The following is a 16,513-nucleotide window of genomic DNA, read 5'->3' as shown; positions in this document are numbered from 1 at the left end:
AGAGATGGCCCAGATTTGGCAGGGTTCCAGTTGCAAAAGCAAGCTGTATATGACTTGGGTTCGATGCCCGGCCTTGTCTACTTTATCTTTATATATCTTTTTTTATCTTTCAAAATAGCTTTATAATTTTCTACGGGTATCCTCGTAATAGTCGCTATAAAATTATCGGTTTTAAATTTTTTAAGTGTATAGTCTAGGCGGATGACGGCGTAATTTACCATGTTATCGTTTTGTAGGCTATTATAAAAATATAGTAAAACATTGTCCTTTTTATCGTAAAATACGCGTTTAGCTTCGTCAAATACGCCTACTACGGCTTTTATTTCATCGATATTGGGCTCTTTTCCCTTCGGCTTGCTATCTCTCGTGATGTGCGAGATGGTGTTTTGATAAACGGCTATACTGGATGCTTTGGGCTCTACGTCGATGATTTTTAGATTTTTCTTGATACTTTGCTTTAACTCCCCTACTTGAGCCACCTGATAAATTTTATCTTTGATGATTTTACCGCCAATTACGGCATTTACCATATCATCTAAGCTTTTTTGCCAAACATAAATATCTCTTTCATGCTCGAAGTTTTCTAATGCCTGCTTTAAATTTTTCTTTGCAAGAGTTGAAGTAATGGCGCCCAAGGCCTTATTTTGCTTATCTTTTAAAATTTCGTCTGTCTTATCGATTTTACCTGGGTTGTATCTAAAATCTTTTTCTGCAGCTTGTGGCAAAAAAGAGCCATCTGCAAGCGGCACGATGCCTCTAGCTACGCATTCGGCCTCTGTAAGCACCTGCACCTTGCAGCGGCACCCCCAGCCATTTGGCGGATAGTTGGTATCCCAAAATTTATCAGTTTTTGGTAGTGTTTTGCCGTGAAGCTTTCTATGAGCTTCTCTTGTTCTGCTATCAAGCACTGCAGTATAGCGGAAGTATTCGCCCAGGCTTTGCATCTGACTTTCATACCTAGCCTTCGCATAGGCCGTTCTCATATTGGTGTTAAATATAGTTCTTAATCTTCTATTTCCTACGTAAATTTCTTTTTCTTCGCCAGTCTTTGGGTCTTTTACTTTGATATTTCCCAGCCAACCTTTCTTTGCCAGCATAGGCTTTACACTATTTTTCCACTCGTCAAACCCAATGCCCTCTTTAAAAGCTTTTGTAAGCGAACTTTGCATATCTTTTAAAAGGTCTAAATTTGTCATCTTGGCTATCGTAAAAGCCTTTTTGTGGGCGTCGTGCACAATCTCGTCGTAATCAAAGTGTACTTCTGGCTTTTTGCTTCGTAGATATTCATAAACCGCTGTAGGCTCCTCGAAAAAACTAAATTTCATCTATATATCCCAACATCTGCGCATTGGCTACGGCTTTAAACATCAAGGGCTCAAGCTTTTCAAATGGTAGATCGTAAAGCTCGTAAAGCTTATCGAAAGCCTCTTCGTAAGTCTCGCTGCTTGCGATTAGTTTGTTTAAGGTTGCTTCTATCTCGCCGTCTTCTATATCCATCTCGTCCGTGGCTTTATCAAATCTATCTAAAGCCTTTAAAGAGCCTTTTAAGGCTGTTAAATTAGCTTTATTAGCTTTTAAATTTTTCTCTTGCACCCCGGCATTTTCGTCGATCTCGATATTGTAAGTCGAGGTTATATATTTTTTGGTTGGAGCAAAGCCCATATCGTATAGTGTCTTGTCTCTTGTAGCGCGCTCGGTATTAGGAGCGTCTTCGTCGAATAGTTTGGCGTAAAACTCGCCGTTATAGCCGTTGATCTCCTTAAAAAAGCTTATGGCCTTGTTCATCACGAAGATTAAAATTTTAGCATCGTTTGCGGCCAAATCCTCTCTGATTTCATTATGCGTCTTTGCCGCGGCATAGCTTCCCTCTTTTACGTCGCTAGTCAAATTTGCGCCTAAAATGGCCTTGCTAATTTGATTGTCGAGGTATGCGGGAAGTCTCGTAAAATCTACGTTTGAGGTAGGCTGCACCAGCGTGATCTCCTCGTCCGTGTCTATGACCGCGCTATCGCCGCTAAGCATAGCTTGCACTTCCGCAGCCATTTCGTCGGGCTCGTAGCTAGTTTTTGCTATCGCCCAGGGCGATCCGAATTTTTCTAAAAACCTAAACCAAAACTTCAAGCTGGCGTTTTTCATCTTGACGGGGAAATACAGCTTTTTAAGCAGCCCATCTCCGTATACCTTTCTAAAATTCGCTCTGTTTAATGCGTATATAACTTTTAAAGGCGGAATACTTCGCTCGCTTCCGCTTGCATTAAATGTGAACTCGCCCACATCGTTAAATTTAAATTGCCTAAAATCACGCTGCACGAGTCTTGGGTATACAAGCCCTTCTTTTTCTTTGTAGTTAACCTCGAATACGTTTAGCCCGTAAAGATAGGTCTCTAAAATTTGGCTGACGACGTCGGGGTTAAAAATCTTTTTAAATTCGTCCTTAATTTTTTCATCGTCACAAACGATTTGGATCTCTTTTTTCTCGGTCACGGACTTGCGGCTCACGTCGCACTGCGTAACGGTAAGATCGGCTAATATCATATCCATATCGTCGTCGCCAATGCTGGAAACTCCCGTATTTATCAGCAAATCTATCAGGGTACCGTTTTGGGGAATGAGAGCTGCCGTTTTGCGCTTTATGGGTATCGTCTGAGATTGGCTTTCGTTTTTGTTGTTTAATTTTAATCGTTTGAAATTTGATTTTTTCTTACTCATCTATTGCGCCTTTTTACTTTCTTTTTTAGTTTCGTTAGGTCGTATGCGCCTGCTAAGCTGTCGGGCGCGTCGTCGTGCTTGGCTTCGGGATACTCCGTAAGCTGTTCTATAAGCAGGCTTTGGCTTTGATGGAAGAGTATTTCGCCGTCTTCTATAGGCACTTCAAGCTCCTCTATTCTTTGCCCTTTGCTTGCGGTATTATTCACGCCCTTTAAAGGTAGTTTAACGCCTATTTCAAAGGCCTTTTCTCTGATCCAGCCCCTAAAAAACTCCTGCCCGCCGTTGCTCTCTATCGCACAAACGCGGCACCCGTAAAGCTGATTTAGGCGGATGATTTCTTTGATGGTCCTTTTGGTCTTCATGACCTCTACTATGCTTTCTGCTACATATATCTTGGCTTCTACCTTGCTTACTCCTAACACCGTTATAGCCGTGTAGTCCGATTTTTTCTTTTCGCCTGCCGGGTCGATATACATCACGAAATAATCGCACCTCGGAAGCTCGCGGTAAAAATGTATACTCTCTTTGGTGAAAATTTGAGTTTCGCTACGCGGATCGTTTTGCTGCTCTTTGTTAAAAGATTTCAAGTTTTCGGCGCGCTTTTGCATGAGTTTTAAAATCGGTAGCGCATCCTCCCAAAGCACCCGCGCACCGTCGTCCATAATGGCTTTGTTTTTTAAATAAAACGTTTCGCTAGCCTCTTTTGAAACATTTTTGTAAAGTTCGCTCCATCTCTCCCACAGATCCATACGCTTTGGGAAATTTACGATGCTTTGGTACTTTTTGGCGTTCCAAAATTTGAGTTTGAGCTTCCTAGCTAAAACGCTATCTGCGTGAAGTACGGTGCCGATATAAAGCACGTCTAGGCTACCGTCTACGCTGCCCAAATTTAAAACCGCTTCGTCTAGCCACTCCTCGAGCTTGTCGCGTTGCTCTTTGCTGCGTACGTTGGTATCGTTTTCCAGGTCGTCTAGGACTACTAGATCAGGGCGATAAACGCCGAATTTTACGCCGCGCAGTCTTTTACCAGAGCCAAAAGCCTTAAGCTTGACTCCGTTTTTGGATACGAACTCGCCTATCTTCCAATTTTTGCTTGCGCCGCAAACGTGCGGGAAGTCCATTTTTAAATTTGCGTTGTCCTCAAGCTCGGCTTTGATGGCTTCAAGACACCCCTCGACCAGTTCCACAGCGTCTGAAATTTCGACAATGAAACGCTTCTTGCCAAAACAAATGCACCAAAGCGGAAGAAGCTGCGAGCAGTACGTGGTCTTTGCATGTCCGCGCGGCGCGGCACGGGCGTATTTGTCTCCGCTTGCGTTTTGCGTCATAGCTTCAAAAATTTGCGCTAGATCCTCGTGAAGCGCGCAAGAGCTGCTAATGCTAAAATAGTGCGGAAAATAAGTCCTTGCAAAAAACATAAAATCGCGCTCGGCGCGTTTTACCCTTGCGGCCCTATCTTTGGGAGATAGAGGGCTATTTAGGTGTATCTGCTCTTTTAGCTCGCCACTAAGCTCCTCAAGCCAGCCGTAAAAGTCTTTGCGCGTGAGCTTGCTAAGCTCGGGCTCTACGGCGCCGGCTTGCTTGTGCGTTTCTCTACTGTATTCTAGGAAGCCATCTAGCTCATCTCTTGAAAAAAGCATACATCATCCTAAACATCAAGCTCTTCGATAGCTTTGACGAATTTTTCGCTCTCGATGAGCTCTACGAGTTTTTTGATACACTCTTTGTTCTCGTCGTCTTTAAATTTATCGACTACCAGCATAATGACCTTTTTGGCGATGCTTAAGCGGTATGCTGCCGGATTTTCGTAGCTTGCAACCTTGGTCATCTTAACGAAGCTGTCGCCTATCTTTGAAAGCGCCTCGGCCTTTTTGCCCGCAGGCAGTTCGCTCTCTCTTATATCTTTTACGGCTAGGCGCATCTCTTCGATAAAGTTTTGATAGATATTTTGCTTATCTTCGCCGCTTTTATTTAGATAGCTTGCTGCTTTTAGTTCGTCCCAGTCGCCGTTTTGGGATTTGTAGTTTTTTATAGTTTTTACGGTTTTGTTTAAAATTTCGGCTATACGTTCTAAACTAAAGCCTTTTAAGTAAAGTTCTTTAGCCAGTTCTTTGATATTCGGTTTTTCAGCCATTTAAATCCTTTAAGTCCATTTTTTTCTCGCTGTGCCTAAAAGCTCTTATGCCGAGCTTGGGCGCACTGTCGTCTTCTAACGTAACGGGAAGCTTTTTGCTAGCCATTTTTAAAAGCAAAGCGTCTAGCTTTGCTATTTGTTCGTTTAGCGCCTCTTTGGGGAAGTTGTTTCGCTTTTTTAGCTCGATAATAGTCAAATTTACGCCGATGTCTTTTAATAGCGGCGTAGGGTTTTGCGGAAGTTTGATGAAAGAGGAGATATAAGCCAAGGCATCGTTTACGCTATCGTCTATGACGCCTTGATTAATGGCGCCGCTCCCTTCAAAATCGCTAAGCTCAAGCAACTCTCTAGCAGAAACTTCTTTTAGCAAATCGTCATTAGTTATATCCATCTTATCTCCAAATATTTTAAGCCTTTTAACGAGCGTTAAAGGCGCGTTAAAACGTTTAAAATATTTTTTTAGTATATTCGGTCGTTTTTAATTTAAAAGGGCTCTAAGCCCTTTTAAATTACATTTTTAGCTCGATTATGGCGTCAAGCCTATTGCAGATCGGAAGCGGTCTGCTTTCGCTAACTATGCCCCAGCCCATACCTTTGTCAAGCACCTCGGGAGCCGCAGCAAAGAATTTAGTCGGAGCTTTGCCGATGGCAGACGTGTGATTGGCTCTCGTATAAACTACCTCGAAGATGTCGTCCATCAAAGGAACTACTATGCCTTTTTTGCCGCTCATGTAGCTCGTATCTTTACCTTTTGTGTTTTTGTACGAGGCATCATACGGCATAAAGGTCTTGCCGAAAAGTTTAAGAGTTAAAACTCCATTGCTATCGACAACTTCGCAGGATTTTAGCTTTAGAAGCTCCTGGGCTTCGGCTAGTTTAAGCAGCTCGCCAAAAAGCTCTCTGGTTACTAGCGCGATATACGGCTTTGCAATACCTAACACCTCTTTTTGAGCGGCCTCGATATCGCTTAATAAATCCAATAACTTAGTCGCATTCGTGATGGTTATCTCTTTTCTATTTGCGCTAAGTTCAAACAGCACCTTTCCTTTGCCGTCCATTACCTTACCGAAAATAGCGCCTATGGCCATATACTCTACCGTATTGGCGATATTGCTCTTTTGGCTAGCTAGTTTTTTGCCGATAGCCGCAGACAATGATTTAAGCTGCTCGCTTTGAGTATTGAGCGTTTTTAATAAATTCATCTCGCTGGCTGGAAGCGTATCGTACTGCGGGAAGCGAGGAAGCGGCACGGAAATAATGGTTTGGTCAGGGTTTTTTGTCACTAAATGCTCTCCGTTTTCGCTAACGCTTTCAAGGATCACGCCTGCGCCTTTTTCTATGATAATATTATGTGTATTTGAAAGCGTCGGAGTCCATTTTTTGAAAAACGTATCCGTTATAAAACTTTGATCAGCCTTAGTCTGATTTATGATCTCAGTCATCGCCTCGACCGTAAATTTTTTTAAAAGTTCATCCATTTTTATCTCCTTATCTCACTATAATTTTTTGTTTGAATAGCGCCGTCTTTAGCTCCGCTGCGGCGCCTTCCAGCATTACTTCGCCAAGCACCAGTACATCGGCTTCTTTGGTGGCTTCTACGTTGTCGCAAAGCACGCCAAATACCGCCTGGGCGTTTGCGATGGTTGTAGTTTGGTTGTCGCTAGTTACGGCCGCAAAACTCTCGCCACCGTTAATGCTAAATAGCACGGCTCCGCATTCTAGGGCCTTTGTGGTCTCTACTTTGGCATTAACGCCGAGCACCTTGTTTACGACCACATCTCCGATGGTCTTTGGCTTTTTTTGTTCGTTAGGCATTTTATTCTCCTCCTAATGCAAATTTAACGACGTCTATTTCTACGTCAGATTGGCTTTTGTTGGCAAACATATCGTTACCGGGCGCGCTCGTTTTTTGCTGCGGCGGCATAACGCCTTTTAAAAACTCTTTAAAGCCGTTTAAATCGGCTTTTGCGTAACTGAGTGCCCACTGCTTTTGACTTTCTTGTAGCTTATTTGCGATAATAGCTGTATCTACCGCGCTTTGAGCTAGTTGTTCTTTTAGCGTAGCGATCTCTTGTTTAGAGGCGTCAAGCTGATTTTTAAGCTCGACTATCTGAGCCTCATAGTTTGCGCCGTTTTGCGTAGCAACCTGAGCCTGGGGCTCGCCCTTTGGACTTTTAGTATTATCCATGTTCGTCTCCTTTGTAAAATTTTTATTTGCTCTTACTTCACCCAGCTCGTCAAGAAACGGCTTATTAGTTAGCGCCGCCGAGTGCAGCGTACACCCCTGCCAAGCTCCGGTTTTTTCGTCTACGCCCATAAAGTCGTAAACCGGGCTAAGATATTTATATTCGCCGTTTTTGATAAATTCTTTTGCTTTAGTCGTCCAACTTACGCGCCCGTAAAGCGCGCCGTCTTTTATAAAAAGCTCTTTTATCCAGCCCGCAGCAGGCGCTATCTCCCCGCTTAAAGTTTGGTGCTCGTAGTCGATCACTATGTCTAGGCTGCGCTTGTCGAAATTTAGTTTCATCTTTTCGATATCGGCAGCGTCTATACTAAACGTTCCTCCAGCATGTCCTTGCCAAACTCCGGTTACGGCTAGGCAAATTTCGCTTAAAACTTCTTCTTTATCGTTCTTTAGCGCGATTAAGTCTTTGGTTATGAGCATAAGAATTCGTCCTTTTCTAAAAATTGCGTTTGTATCTGCCTGGTGAGCACGTAGACGTAGCCATAGTCGGTAATATCGTTTAGCGACGCCTTAGCGCTTTGGGGCTCTATCCTAAACTCGTTGCATAAATTCGAGTTTTTTAGCCTTTCGTCTATCGCCTCGCATAGAGCGTAGGCTTTAAATTTATTGGCTTGTCGGTAGCTTTGATTTTTGTTTGAAGTGCAAGCTAGTATATGGATATTATACGTCGCGTTTCGCTCTACTACGTTTTCGTATTTTTCATCCACGAACTCTACGAATATGAAGCTCTCACCGCCTTTTATCAACAGCTCCATCTCTTCTTTATTGTTAAACTCGCCCAGATACGCCCTAACTACCGAGTTTTTGGGTTCGGTCGCTTCTTTAATCGTATTTATAAGTTCTTTTTCAAATTCTTCCAGCATTTAGCGCCTTTGATTATTTTTTGTGCGAATTATGGACTGTTTCGCGCCGAAAATCTATTACAGAACTTTGACAAAGTTTTTTGACAAAAAATCGTGATAGATTTTTGAGGCGGGTATGGCGTAATATTGCGGCAAAAGTTTGGAGAATGCAATGACTTTAATAGAAAAAATCAAAGAAAACGAGGGCCTTAAAGACCATCGCTACGAGGATAACCTGGGAAGAGCAACCGTGGGCTACGGCTTTTTGCTGGCCGCGCTTACGCCCGATGAGCTAGCGCTAAACGGCGGCAAATATGAACCCATGAGCAAAGCGACGGCCGATAAAATTTTAGAGCTCAAGCTTGAAAAACTAACCGCCGCGGTATTTGTGACGTTTGATTGGCTAAAGGATAAACCGAAAAACGTCCAAGAAGTAGTGATAGAAATGGCCTATCAGCTAGGCGTTTCAAAAGTGAAGAAATTCGTAACTACGATGCATCATATAAGAATGGGCGAATACGAAGCCGCCTATCAAAGCGGCATGAATTCTCTTTGGGCGAAACAAACTCCAAACAGAGCAAAAAAGGTACTAGGAGGCTTATTGTGAAGTTAACAATAACGCGCTTTAAAAATATAAGTGACGGTACGATAGGAAAGTTTGAACTGTGCGAAGCGGACGAAAAGCCGCTACTTTTAGGCTACACCCTTGAACCCGCGGGCGAAGACTGTGTAACGCCGGGGCGAGATCTACGCGTGCCGCAAGGAGTATACGAGACGGCGTGGGAGTATAGTCCGCGCTTCGGACGGGTTCTAGCGACGCTTTTTAACGAAGAGGTAAGCAAAAACCGCCGTATACTCATTCACGCGGGAAACTACCCTAAAGATACGCTAGGCTGCGTTTTAATAGGCGCTAAAGCGGACGAAAGAGGAATTTACGATAGCAAAAAGACGCTTGAAGCCTTTATGGAGCGAGCCAAGAATAAGCCGCTAACCGTAGAAATCATAAACAAGGGCGTTTAAATGGGATTTTTGGCGACTAAACTTCCTATCGTAGGTTTTGCGTTAGCTGCGCTTTTAGGTTTTGCTTGCATAAATTTGTTCCTCGAAAATTCAAGGCTAGAGGGCGTAAATTCCGTCTTGCTTAAAGACCTTAAAAGCGAAAAAGAGAAAAACGAGCGATTAACCAAGGACTACACTACAGTCAAAAACAATCTAAGTGCCTGCGATACAGCTCTTGCTTCACAAAACGAAGCTATAAAGGCTGCTGCGGTAAAGATCGACGATACCCCGTCAAAAGAGGTCGAGCGGATAAAGAAGATCTACGTCAAAGATAAAAATTGCGAAAGCGAGCTGGCTGCATATAAGGAGCTGTTTAAATGAGAATATTAGTGTTCTTTATGGTGCTCATTCTACTTTTTTCAGGCTGCGCGAATAAACAAGTGCCTGAGCCTAGTGTTATATATAAAGAAAAATATATGCCCATAAAATGCAACGCCAAAATGCCACTAAAACCCAAAAATGATGGCACGTTTGAGACGGACAAGAAGATTGCTGTTTATTACCGCGACTGTGAAAGAAAACTAAAAAAATGTCTTGGAATAAAGGAAGAAGATGGAAAATAGCCTAGATTTTAGCAATGAGATAAGAGAAACAGCTGGATTAATAAATTTAGCTGGATCATGGGGGTTAAATGAATTTATCGTCTTTATGGCGATTTTTGGCTTTTTGGCATTTGTGGTGATCTTTTGGTTGCTTAGCAGATATACGAGCAAAAACACTGATTTGATGATCGATGTGGTCAATAAAAATAGTGAAGCGATAAATAAACAAAGTAGTGCCACTGAAAAACTAAGCGATATCTTAGCAGCAAATTTTGCCATAAATAAAGAGAAGCTCAATGAAATACATGATGATGTAAAAGAGATCAAGCATAGCGTAAAGTACACAAGAACGCCAAGAAATAAAAAATTTAGCGAGCATATAAATGATTGAAGTTGGAATTATCAGTGAAGTAAGAAATGACCGTGCAAAAGTTGCCATTGGTTCGATGGTAACTGATTTTTTGCCGGTATTTCAAGCACATGCCAACTCTTATGCAGTGAGCTTTTCACCAATACGCGTAGGAGAGCAAGTGCTAGTGCTGCCTGTACATGATGAATTAAACTCAGGTGTGGTGCTTCGTGGGCTTTATCAAAGTTCATATAAAACTGATGCAACTGACAAGAAAGTACATATAAGTTTTGAAGATGGCATAAAGATGAGTTACGACAGCTCTAGCTCGTGCCTTGAAATTTCATCTCCAAAGCTTATAAACATAACTTGCGATAACGCAAATGTAAAGGCTAAAAATGTGATGGTAGAAGCTAGCGATACAATGGTAAAAAGCCCAAGCATCAAGCTACTTGGCAACACTTTGATACAAGGGGCGATAAATACAGCAGGAAGCGGTGGTGGTAGTGGTAGCTTTGAGATAAACGGAGATGTAAAAATCACTGGCTCAATCACAACAGGTGGTAATGCAAGCTTTGGTGGTAGCGTACGTGATGGACGTGGCAGCCTAACAGATCACACAAATAACGGACTTGCGAGGGATTAGTGATGAAATATCTCATTGATATAGAAAACTCTATCAAAGACATACTTCTAACTCCGCTTGGCTCAAGGGTGATGCTACCTGAGTATGGCAGCAGAATTTATGAGCTAATAGATCGCAAGGTAGATGATGAATTTCGTGCTGATCTGGCGTGTTTTGTCATTGAAGCGGTTGAGAAATGGGAAAAGAGAGTAAAGATCGATGAAGTTCGTCTTGTAGGTCTAAAAGATCATAAGCTAAATTTTAAGATCGTTTTAACGAGTGGTAATGAGATAGGAATTGAAATATGAAGCTAGAAAATTTACCATATCCAAACGTTATCGAAGAGCTAAATTTTAACGATCTTTTAAAGGGTATTAAAGAGCTTTTTAAAGGCTATCTAAACGATGACGAAATTTCTTTGCTTGAAAGCGATCGATACTCCGCTTTGCTTGAAACTCTCGCATATCGTGAGCTTTTGCTAAGGGCTAGGATAAATGAAAGCGTGAAAAGCATGCTTTTGCCTTATGCCTCAGGCAGCGATCTTGACAACGTAGTAGCGATCTATGGTATCGAAAGACTTCAAGGAGAAAAGCCAACAGCGGGCATCGAGCTAACACTCTCCATCACAAGAGATAGCGACACCATCGTGCCTGCAAAAAGCATATTTAGAAGTGAAAAAGGTGACACGGCCATCCTTAAAGATAGCGTGATCATCAAACAAGGAGAGCTAAAAGCCACCGGCAAAATCATACTCGATGAATTTGTAAAAGTTAGCGCGGTCAAATGCGAGCTCATTCAAACACCGCTGCCATTTGTTTTAAAAGCCAAACAAACATCAAATTTCACCGGTGGAGCGGAGGCTGAAAGCGACGAGAGACTTCGTGAGCGAGCAGTGCTTTCACTGGAAAGATTTTCAACCGCAGGAAGTGCAAAAGCCTATATCTATCAAGTACTTTCTGCAAATGCAAAGGTCGAAGAAGTTAGCGTGCTAAACGGCGGAGCAGGTATAGTAAATGTCTATCTAAAAACCTCTGATATGAGCGAGGCTACACGCCAAAGCGTAGAGGATCATCTAAACGGTGAAAAGGTCAGACCGCTCACCGATACAGTGAACGTCAAAAACGCAACTATCAAAGATATAACAATCAGTGCGCAGCTTGAACTAACGGATATGTTTTTACAAGATGAGATCGATAAAACGATAAAGACAAGTAGGAGCAGTCTAAGCTTAGGCGAGGATCTAAATTTAAGCTATATCTACTCTACGCTTCATAAAAACGGAGTGTACCGGGTAAATTTAAAAGTTCCCACTACTGATACAAAAGTAAATGATGATAGTTTTATAAGGCTAAATTTTAATCTAAGCTACAAAAAGGCCGAGCTGTGAGCCTACTGCCAAATCATAAAAGCAAACTTGATAAGCTGCTCGATGAGCTTTTTGGGCTTAGATTTGAAGGTCTTGACATAAGTGTCATAAATACGCTTGCCGATTCTTGTCCGGTCTCTTTGCTGTCTATTCTTGCAACCAGCTTCGAAGTAGATATAGACGGACTCAACGAGACAAACGCCAGATGGCTCATAAAAAACGCCTTTAAAATTCACTTTTACAGCGGTTCTTTTTACGCGGTCAAAAAGGCGGTTCAAAGCGTAGATAGTGGTGCAATCATCATCGAGGGCAACCTAAGTCAAAAATATGACGGATCCATAAAACATAACAAAAGTAGGTTTTACGGCTCTAACACTCACTGGGCGGAGTATAGCATCATTGCCAGCATTCCTCTTTCAAAACAAAAAGCAAAGCGTATAAGCGAGGCTGCCAAGAGTGCAGCTCCCGCTAGGTGCGTGCTTGTGAGTATAGATCATAGAGCAAGTAGCGTGATCTACGACGGACAAATAAAATACAACGATCAATTCAACTATGGAGCATACAATGGCTAATCTAAAAGAAGAAAACAAGTGGGAAGAAGGTATCTATCAGCTTGAAGTCACCGATCCGGTAGTAGGCGGGATAGATGGCATCAGTAACAAGCAAGCAAAACAACTGGCAAACCGCACAAGTTACCTAAAAGCGCAGATTGAAGCGGCGGCTAGCAATGTAAACAATAGACTACTAATTAGCACCTATAATGCCGAAAAAGTAAATTTTGCTACAAAAGGCGAAGTGAATGCGAAGCTTGATAAAACTGACGCAGCCGCAGATAGCCATAAGCTAGGCGGCAAAGCCCCGAGCGAATACGCAAGTGCAAACCACAACCACGACGAAATTTATCTAAAAAAAGACAGCGTAGCGGGGCAAATCCCATCTAAAACATTTCAACTTAGCACCGAAAATCTAAACGACATCACTACACCGGGGTTTTACGCAAATGGTAACGGAGCAAACAGTACCGCAGAGAGAAACTATCCGCAAGGTATCATCGATAAAGCTTGCACCTTGCACGTGATGGGCTTTGGGCAAAGTGGCAGCGGTGGCTCGGTCGTTCAGATGATTTATGGTTGGAGTGGCGCAGGAAACGCTAATCAATACATATACAAGCGAGAACATGACGGCGGAAAATGGTCGCCTTGGGTTAGGGTATTAACTGAGGGTAGCATACAAGAGCTTTTACCAAAAGCTTATGTAAGTTTTATAGGCACAACAGGTGAAATTCTAAAAAGCAAAAATATTTTAAGCGTTGCAAAGCTCGGTACTGGTAACTATAAAATATCTTTTTTGCAAGCTATGAGTGATAATAAATATGTGTGTCTGATAAGTGGAGGCAATAAAGGAGTAGCAAGTTCAAACCATGCTAGAAATCTACTTACTTACGAGATTACGCAAGGTAGTTTTTGCATAAATATAATAGCAGGTGCTGGAGTAGGTTGGGCTGATTATGACTTTATTTCGGCGATCATCTACTAAGGAGGAAAACATGAAAGTAATAATATACAAAGACGATAGCAATAAAAACATCATCATCTCACCAAGCAAAGAAGCACTAGCTGAATACACGCTTGAAGAGATAGCAAAAATGCAAGTGCCTAAAAATACAGCCTTTGAGATAGTAGATGTTAAAGATATTCAAAACAAACCGAGCAAAGAGCAGATAAAGCAAAAAGAACTTGCCGAACTTGAAGAGCAAATCAAAGAGACCGAGGGCTATATCCGTCACGCCATACTGATCGGAAACGATAGCGTATTGCCTGAACTTCGCGAGGAATACAAAGAGCTTCTCACTCAAAAAGAAAATCTGACAAAAGGAGACGAACAATGAGGAAACAAATCAAACGCTGCGAGATTTGTAGCTCAAAGCTAGACAAAAATGATGAGTGTACTTGGGAAGGCTGCCCAAAATGCCCAAAGTATGAAACAGATGCAAAAGAGTTAGAGCAGCCAAAAGAGAAAGGTAAAAAATGAGAATATCTAAAAAATAAATTTGCCAAGTCATAAAAAATATAATCATCGAACTGCCGTTTGAAATTTTGGCATTTTTCATAGTGCCGATAGCAGTGGCTTTTTGCAAGAAAGAGGACGAACACTTGCCAAAGTGGGCGGCGTGGTTCGATGACCCCGACTATGGCATAAATGGTGATGAGGGCTGGAAAAGAGAGCACTTCCAGGGAAAAGAAAGGACATACTACGCTCGTTTGCGCTGGTTGCTTAGAAATCGTATCGGTGTCTTTTCGGTCAAATTTTTAGGTGTAAAAGTAAAAGACATCGTGCTATCAAGCGTGATCACACAAGGCAATCCGAAAGTTACGTCAAACGGCGGCATAGTCTCCGACTGGTGCTTGGTCACGTGCAAGCTCAAAAACGGCAAAGAGCGTTTCGGGTATTACCAAACTATCAGATACAAAGGAATTTTCAAGAATTTCTATTGCCGCATATACCTAGGTTGGAAGCTGATGGACGTGGCAGGTATGAATGAGATGAACGCAGAAAAGTATCTTGAGGCCGACGACAAGCCTATCTTAAAATCAGTGTGGGCAATCAACCCATTTAAGAGAGTAAATCAAAAAGGAGAATAAAAATGGCAGCAAAATTTGGTGTAAACGTAACCGTATCAGCTGAGGCGGCAAGACCTATAGCGGTAGAAAGTACTACGCCTATTGGTATAGCAGGGTATGAAGAGGTGTTAGAAAATGGTCTACATTTTTATATGACAACAGCAAAGGCACTTGAAGTCCTTGAAGCAAAATACAAAGCAAAAAAGGATGCAAGCCAAGCTTTTAAAAAAGGTTCTATTTATAGGGCTTTAAAAGGTATTGAAGATCAGGCTGTAAATACGCAAATAATATTAAGTGTATTTACAAAAGATGACGATGAGGACACAAACGATGAGATCACGGAGTGTAAAAGTGCCATTACAGCGTTTGCTAAAGCAAAATCTCGCTTTGGATATAACCCTAATCTAATCATAGCGCCTGGATTTAGCCAAGAAGACGCCGTAAAAGGCGAGATAGAAAAAGTAGCTACCAGGCTAAAAGCGACCGGCATCGTAGATCTAAAAGCCCAGGACGCGGCCGCAGCGATAGTAAAGATGGGAGACTTCGGCACTAGAAGGCTCGTTGCGGCGTATCCTAACGTCAAGGTTTGGGATGATGAAACCAACGCTTACGTCTATGAGGGGCAAAGCGCGAGAATAGCCGGCATGATAGCTCATACGGACGGCCAGAGCGAGTTTGGATATAGTGACAGCTACTCAAATAGGGTTATGATAGGAGTTTCGGGCACGGAAATAGACGTAGATTTCGAGCTAGGCGAAACCTGCACCGCGGACGAGCTAAGGGCGGCAAAAATTTCGACCGTCATTAGAGAAAGCGGCTTTAGAGCATGGGGCGGAGAGACTAGCGATCAAGATACTATATGGAAGGATTTAGCGCGAGTAAGGGTATTTGACCGTATTTCGCAGGCTTGCCAAAAAGGGGTGCTATTTGCGATAGACAAAAAAGCAGACCAGCTATATCACGCCAAAAGAAGCGTTAGCGAGCTGCTTAGGGGGCTTGTAGGGGCAAAAGTATTGCTCGGATACGAGCTATCTTGGAGCGAGAAAAATACGCTGGCCAATATCACGGACGGTAAATTTTACCTAGACGTCAGAATGCAAAACAATCCGATCGTTAAGCAGCTTACACTTGATTTTATCTACGTGGATAAATACGGCGAAACGCTTATGAACGATTTAAATAAATAAGGAGTAAAAAATGGTAAAAAGACAAATTCCTCAGGTTATCCAGGAAGCAAACGTATTCATAAACGGTCAAGGATATTTGGGCGTAGTTAAATCGCTCACTATACCAAAGATAGAACAAGAGACGATCGAAGCCAAAGGGGCTCTTGGAGGCAATTTCGCAAGCGGGACGATAAAGCCAGTGGAAATGGAGTTTAAGCTAAGCGTGCTCGATAGGAACACATACTTGGGTTATGGACTCAACACTTGGAATAACAGAATTCCTTTTTTATTCAAGGCTAGCATCTTTCAATCCGGCAAAGGCTCTCCAGAACCTTTTTCTATGGCGGTTACCGGGGATATTACTGAGATAGATCCGGGAAGCTTTGAAAGCGGTAAAGAGATGGAGGTGAGCGTCAAGCTAGCCGTTCATTTTTTAGATATAAATATAGGCAAAGTGCCAGTAGCGCTACTAGACGTCGAAAACATGATATGCCTTATAGGCGGTGTGGATTATTTGGCGCAAGTGCGCTCAAATTTGGGCGAATAAATAAAACTAAAATTTTAAAAGGATATATGATGAGAAAAACGACGATTAAGTTGCCTATTAACGGCAAAGAAGTAGAAATTTTCGCGCCTACGGTTAGAGTTATGAAGCTAGCCGGGCTTGAAAAAAGCGACGACGAGAGAGCGATCAAGCTAGTAGTTAGCTGCGCTAATATGTCAAGCGACGAAGTAGAAAGCCTTGATATGCTTGATTTTAAAGCGATCGAGGAGGTGATTAAGGATTTTTTGCAACCTGCGAAAAAATCTGCATAAATAACGAGGCCGTAGCGTCGGTAGCTTACGTTTTAGGGT

25 protein-coding genes are annotated in these 16,513 nt (G+C 42.4%); 16 read left to right on the top strand and 9 right to left on the bottom strand.

Features of this window, described 5'->3' with window-relative positions:
* Positions 1-77: 77 nt before the first annotated feature.
* From CYO90_RS08150 to CYO90_RS08110, 9 genes are all read right to left on the bottom strand, one after another.
* Positions 78-1,325: a phage minor head protein gene (locus CYO90_RS08150; protein WP_103579140.1), complete on the bottom strand. Its 1,248-nt coding sequence runs from the start codon at positions 1,323-1,325 to the stop codon at positions 78-80.
* The gene (locus CYO90_RS08145; protein WP_103579139.1) at positions 1,315-2,709 is read right to left on the bottom strand and encodes a phage portal protein family protein; all 1,395 of its coding nucleotides are present in this window, start codon (positions 2,707-2,709) and stop codon (positions 1,315-1,317) included. Before CYO90_RS08145 ends, CYO90_RS08150 begins: the two co-directional genes overlap by 11 nt.
* Positions 2,706-4,349 carry a phage terminase large subunit gene (gene terL / locus CYO90_RS08140; RefSeq protein WP_103579138.1) on the bottom strand — a complete coding sequence of 548 codons (1,644 nt, stop codon included), beginning with the start codon at positions 4,347-4,349 and terminating at the stop codon, positions 2,706-2,708. The genes CYO90_RS08145 and terL overlap by 4 nt, the downstream gene beginning before the upstream one ends.
* An 8-nt stretch (positions 4,350-4,357) precedes the next feature.
* Positions 4,358-4,843, bottom strand: a complete 486-nt coding sequence (locus CYO90_RS08135; protein WP_021088424.1) for a DUF1804 family protein — start codon at positions 4,841-4,843, stop codon at positions 4,358-4,360.
* A complete protein-coding gene (locus CYO90_RS08130; RefSeq protein ID WP_258030701.1) occupies positions 4,836-5,234 on the bottom strand; it encodes a phage protein Gp36 family protein in 399 nt (132 codons plus the stop codon). The genes CYO90_RS08135 and CYO90_RS08130 overlap by 8 nt, the downstream gene beginning before the upstream one ends.
* Positions 5,235-5,352: 118 nt before the next feature.
* The gene (locus CYO90_RS08125; protein WP_103579136.1) at positions 5,353-6,321 is read right to left on the bottom strand and encodes a major capsid protein; all 969 of its coding nucleotides are present in this window, start codon (positions 6,319-6,321) and stop codon (positions 5,353-5,355) included.
* Positions 6,322-6,331: 10 nt separating this feature from the next.
* Complete coding sequence (locus CYO90_RS08120) at positions 6,332-6,658, bottom strand: hypothetical protein (protein ID WP_103579135.1); 327 nt, start codon at positions 6,656-6,658, stop codon at positions 6,332-6,334.
* Position 6,659: 1 nt separating this feature from the next.
* Positions 6,660-7,508, bottom strand: coding sequence for a phage protease (locus CYO90_RS08115; protein ID WP_103579134.1), 849 nt, complete (start codon positions 7,506-7,508; stop codon positions 6,660-6,662).
* A complete protein-coding gene (locus tag CYO90_RS08110) occupies positions 7,499-7,951 on the bottom strand; it encodes a hypothetical protein (RefSeq protein WP_103579133.1) in 453 nt (150 codons plus the stop codon). The genes CYO90_RS08115 and CYO90_RS08110 overlap by 10 nt, the downstream gene beginning before the upstream one ends.
* A gap of 151 nt (positions 7,952-8,102) precedes the next feature.
* Between CYO90_RS08110 and CYO90_RS08105 the strand changes: the two genes are divergently transcribed.
* Genes CYO90_RS08105 through CYO90_RS08035 form a run of 16 tightly spaced genes read left to right on the top strand, consistent with a single transcriptional unit; the run spans position 8,103 to position 16,474 of the window.
* Positions 8,103-8,537, top strand: coding sequence for a glycoside hydrolase family protein (locus CYO90_RS08105; protein ID WP_103579132.1), 435 nt, complete (start codon positions 8,103-8,105; stop codon positions 8,535-8,537).
* A complete protein-coding gene (locus tag CYO90_RS08100) occupies positions 8,534-8,950 on the top strand; it encodes a DUF5675 family protein (RefSeq protein ID WP_103579131.1) in 417 nt (138 codons plus the stop codon). The genes CYO90_RS08105 and CYO90_RS08100 overlap by 4 nt, the downstream gene beginning before the upstream one ends.
* Positions 8,951-9,310 carry a hypothetical protein gene (locus tag CYO90_RS08095; protein ID WP_103579130.1) on the top strand — a complete coding sequence of 120 codons (360 nt, stop codon included), beginning with the start codon at positions 8,951-8,953 and terminating at the stop codon, positions 9,308-9,310.
* A complete protein-coding gene (locus CYO90_RS08090; protein ID WP_103579129.1) occupies positions 9,307-9,552 on the top strand; it encodes a hypothetical protein in 246 nt (81 codons plus the stop codon). The genes CYO90_RS08095 and CYO90_RS08090 overlap by 4 nt, the downstream gene beginning before the upstream one ends.
* Complete coding sequence (locus CYO90_RS08085) at positions 9,542-9,922, top strand: hypothetical protein (RefSeq protein ID WP_103579128.1); 381 nt, start codon at positions 9,542-9,544, stop codon at positions 9,920-9,922. Before CYO90_RS08090 ends, CYO90_RS08085 begins: the two co-directional genes overlap by 11 nt.
* The gene (locus CYO90_RS08080; RefSeq protein WP_103579127.1) at positions 9,915-10,526 is read left to right on the top strand and encodes a phage baseplate assembly protein V; all 612 of its coding nucleotides are present in this window, start codon (positions 9,915-9,917) and stop codon (positions 10,524-10,526) included. Before CYO90_RS08085 ends, CYO90_RS08080 begins: the two co-directional genes overlap by 8 nt.
* A gap of 2 nt (positions 10,527-10,528) precedes the next feature.
* The gene (locus CYO90_RS08075) at positions 10,529-10,813 is read left to right on the top strand and encodes a GPW/gp25 family protein (RefSeq protein ID WP_087586299.1); all 285 of its coding nucleotides are present in this window, start codon (positions 10,529-10,531) and stop codon (positions 10,811-10,813) included.
* Positions 10,810-11,892 carry a baseplate assembly protein gene (locus CYO90_RS08070; RefSeq protein WP_103579126.1) on the top strand — a complete coding sequence of 361 codons (1,083 nt, stop codon included), beginning with the start codon at positions 10,810-10,812 and terminating at the stop codon, positions 11,890-11,892. Before CYO90_RS08075 ends, CYO90_RS08070 begins: the two co-directional genes overlap by 4 nt.
* A complete protein-coding gene (locus tag CYO90_RS08065; RefSeq protein ID WP_103579125.1) occupies positions 11,889-12,443 on the top strand; it encodes a phage tail protein in 555 nt (184 codons plus the stop codon). The genes CYO90_RS08070 and CYO90_RS08065 overlap by 4 nt, the downstream gene beginning before the upstream one ends.
* Positions 12,436-13,407: a pyocin knob domain-containing protein gene (locus CYO90_RS10340; RefSeq protein ID WP_219809122.1), complete on the top strand. Its 972-nt coding sequence runs from the start codon at positions 12,436-12,438 to the stop codon at positions 13,405-13,407. Before CYO90_RS08065 ends, CYO90_RS10340 begins: the two co-directional genes overlap by 8 nt.
* Before the next feature lie 10 nt (positions 13,408-13,417).
* A complete protein-coding gene (locus tag CYO90_RS10575) occupies positions 13,418-13,759 on the top strand; it encodes a hypothetical protein (RefSeq protein ID WP_258030700.1) in 342 nt (113 codons plus the stop codon).
* Positions 13,756-13,902 (top strand): hypothetical protein, encoded by a 147-nt coding sequence (locus tag CYO90_RS10275; RefSeq protein ID WP_181000237.1) that lies wholly within the window; start codon positions 13,756-13,758, stop codon positions 13,900-13,902. Before CYO90_RS10575 ends, CYO90_RS10275 begins: the two co-directional genes overlap by 4 nt.
* 17 nt (positions 13,903-13,919) lie before the next feature.
* Positions 13,920-14,513 (top strand): DUF7338 family protein, encoded by a 594-nt coding sequence (locus tag CYO90_RS08050; protein ID WP_429827833.1) that lies wholly within the window; start codon positions 13,920-13,922, stop codon positions 14,511-14,513.
* Positions 14,514-14,515: 2 nt separating this feature from the next.
* The gene (locus CYO90_RS08045; protein WP_103579124.1) at positions 14,516-15,679 is read left to right on the top strand and encodes a phage tail sheath family protein; all 1,164 of its coding nucleotides are present in this window, start codon (positions 14,516-14,518) and stop codon (positions 15,677-15,679) included.
* A gap of 10 nt (positions 15,680-15,689) precedes the next feature.
* Positions 15,690-16,205, top strand: coding sequence for a phage major tail tube protein (locus tag CYO90_RS08040; RefSeq protein WP_035144811.1), 516 nt, complete (start codon positions 15,690-15,692; stop codon positions 16,203-16,205).
* 29 nt (positions 16,206-16,234) lie between these two features.
* A complete protein-coding gene (locus CYO90_RS08035) occupies positions 16,235-16,474 on the top strand; it encodes a phage tail assembly protein (protein ID WP_103579123.1) in 240 nt (79 codons plus the stop codon).
* Positions 16,475-16,513 lie beyond the last annotated feature (39 nt).

The organism is Campylobacter concisus (assembly GCF_002913745.1).
GTDB lineage: Bacteria > Campylobacterota > Campylobacteria > Campylobacterales > Campylobacteraceae > Campylobacter_A > Campylobacter_A concisus_R.
The sequence above is the reverse complement of the archived record's forward strand: the minus strand, read 5'-3'. Positions and strand labels throughout refer to the sequence as shown.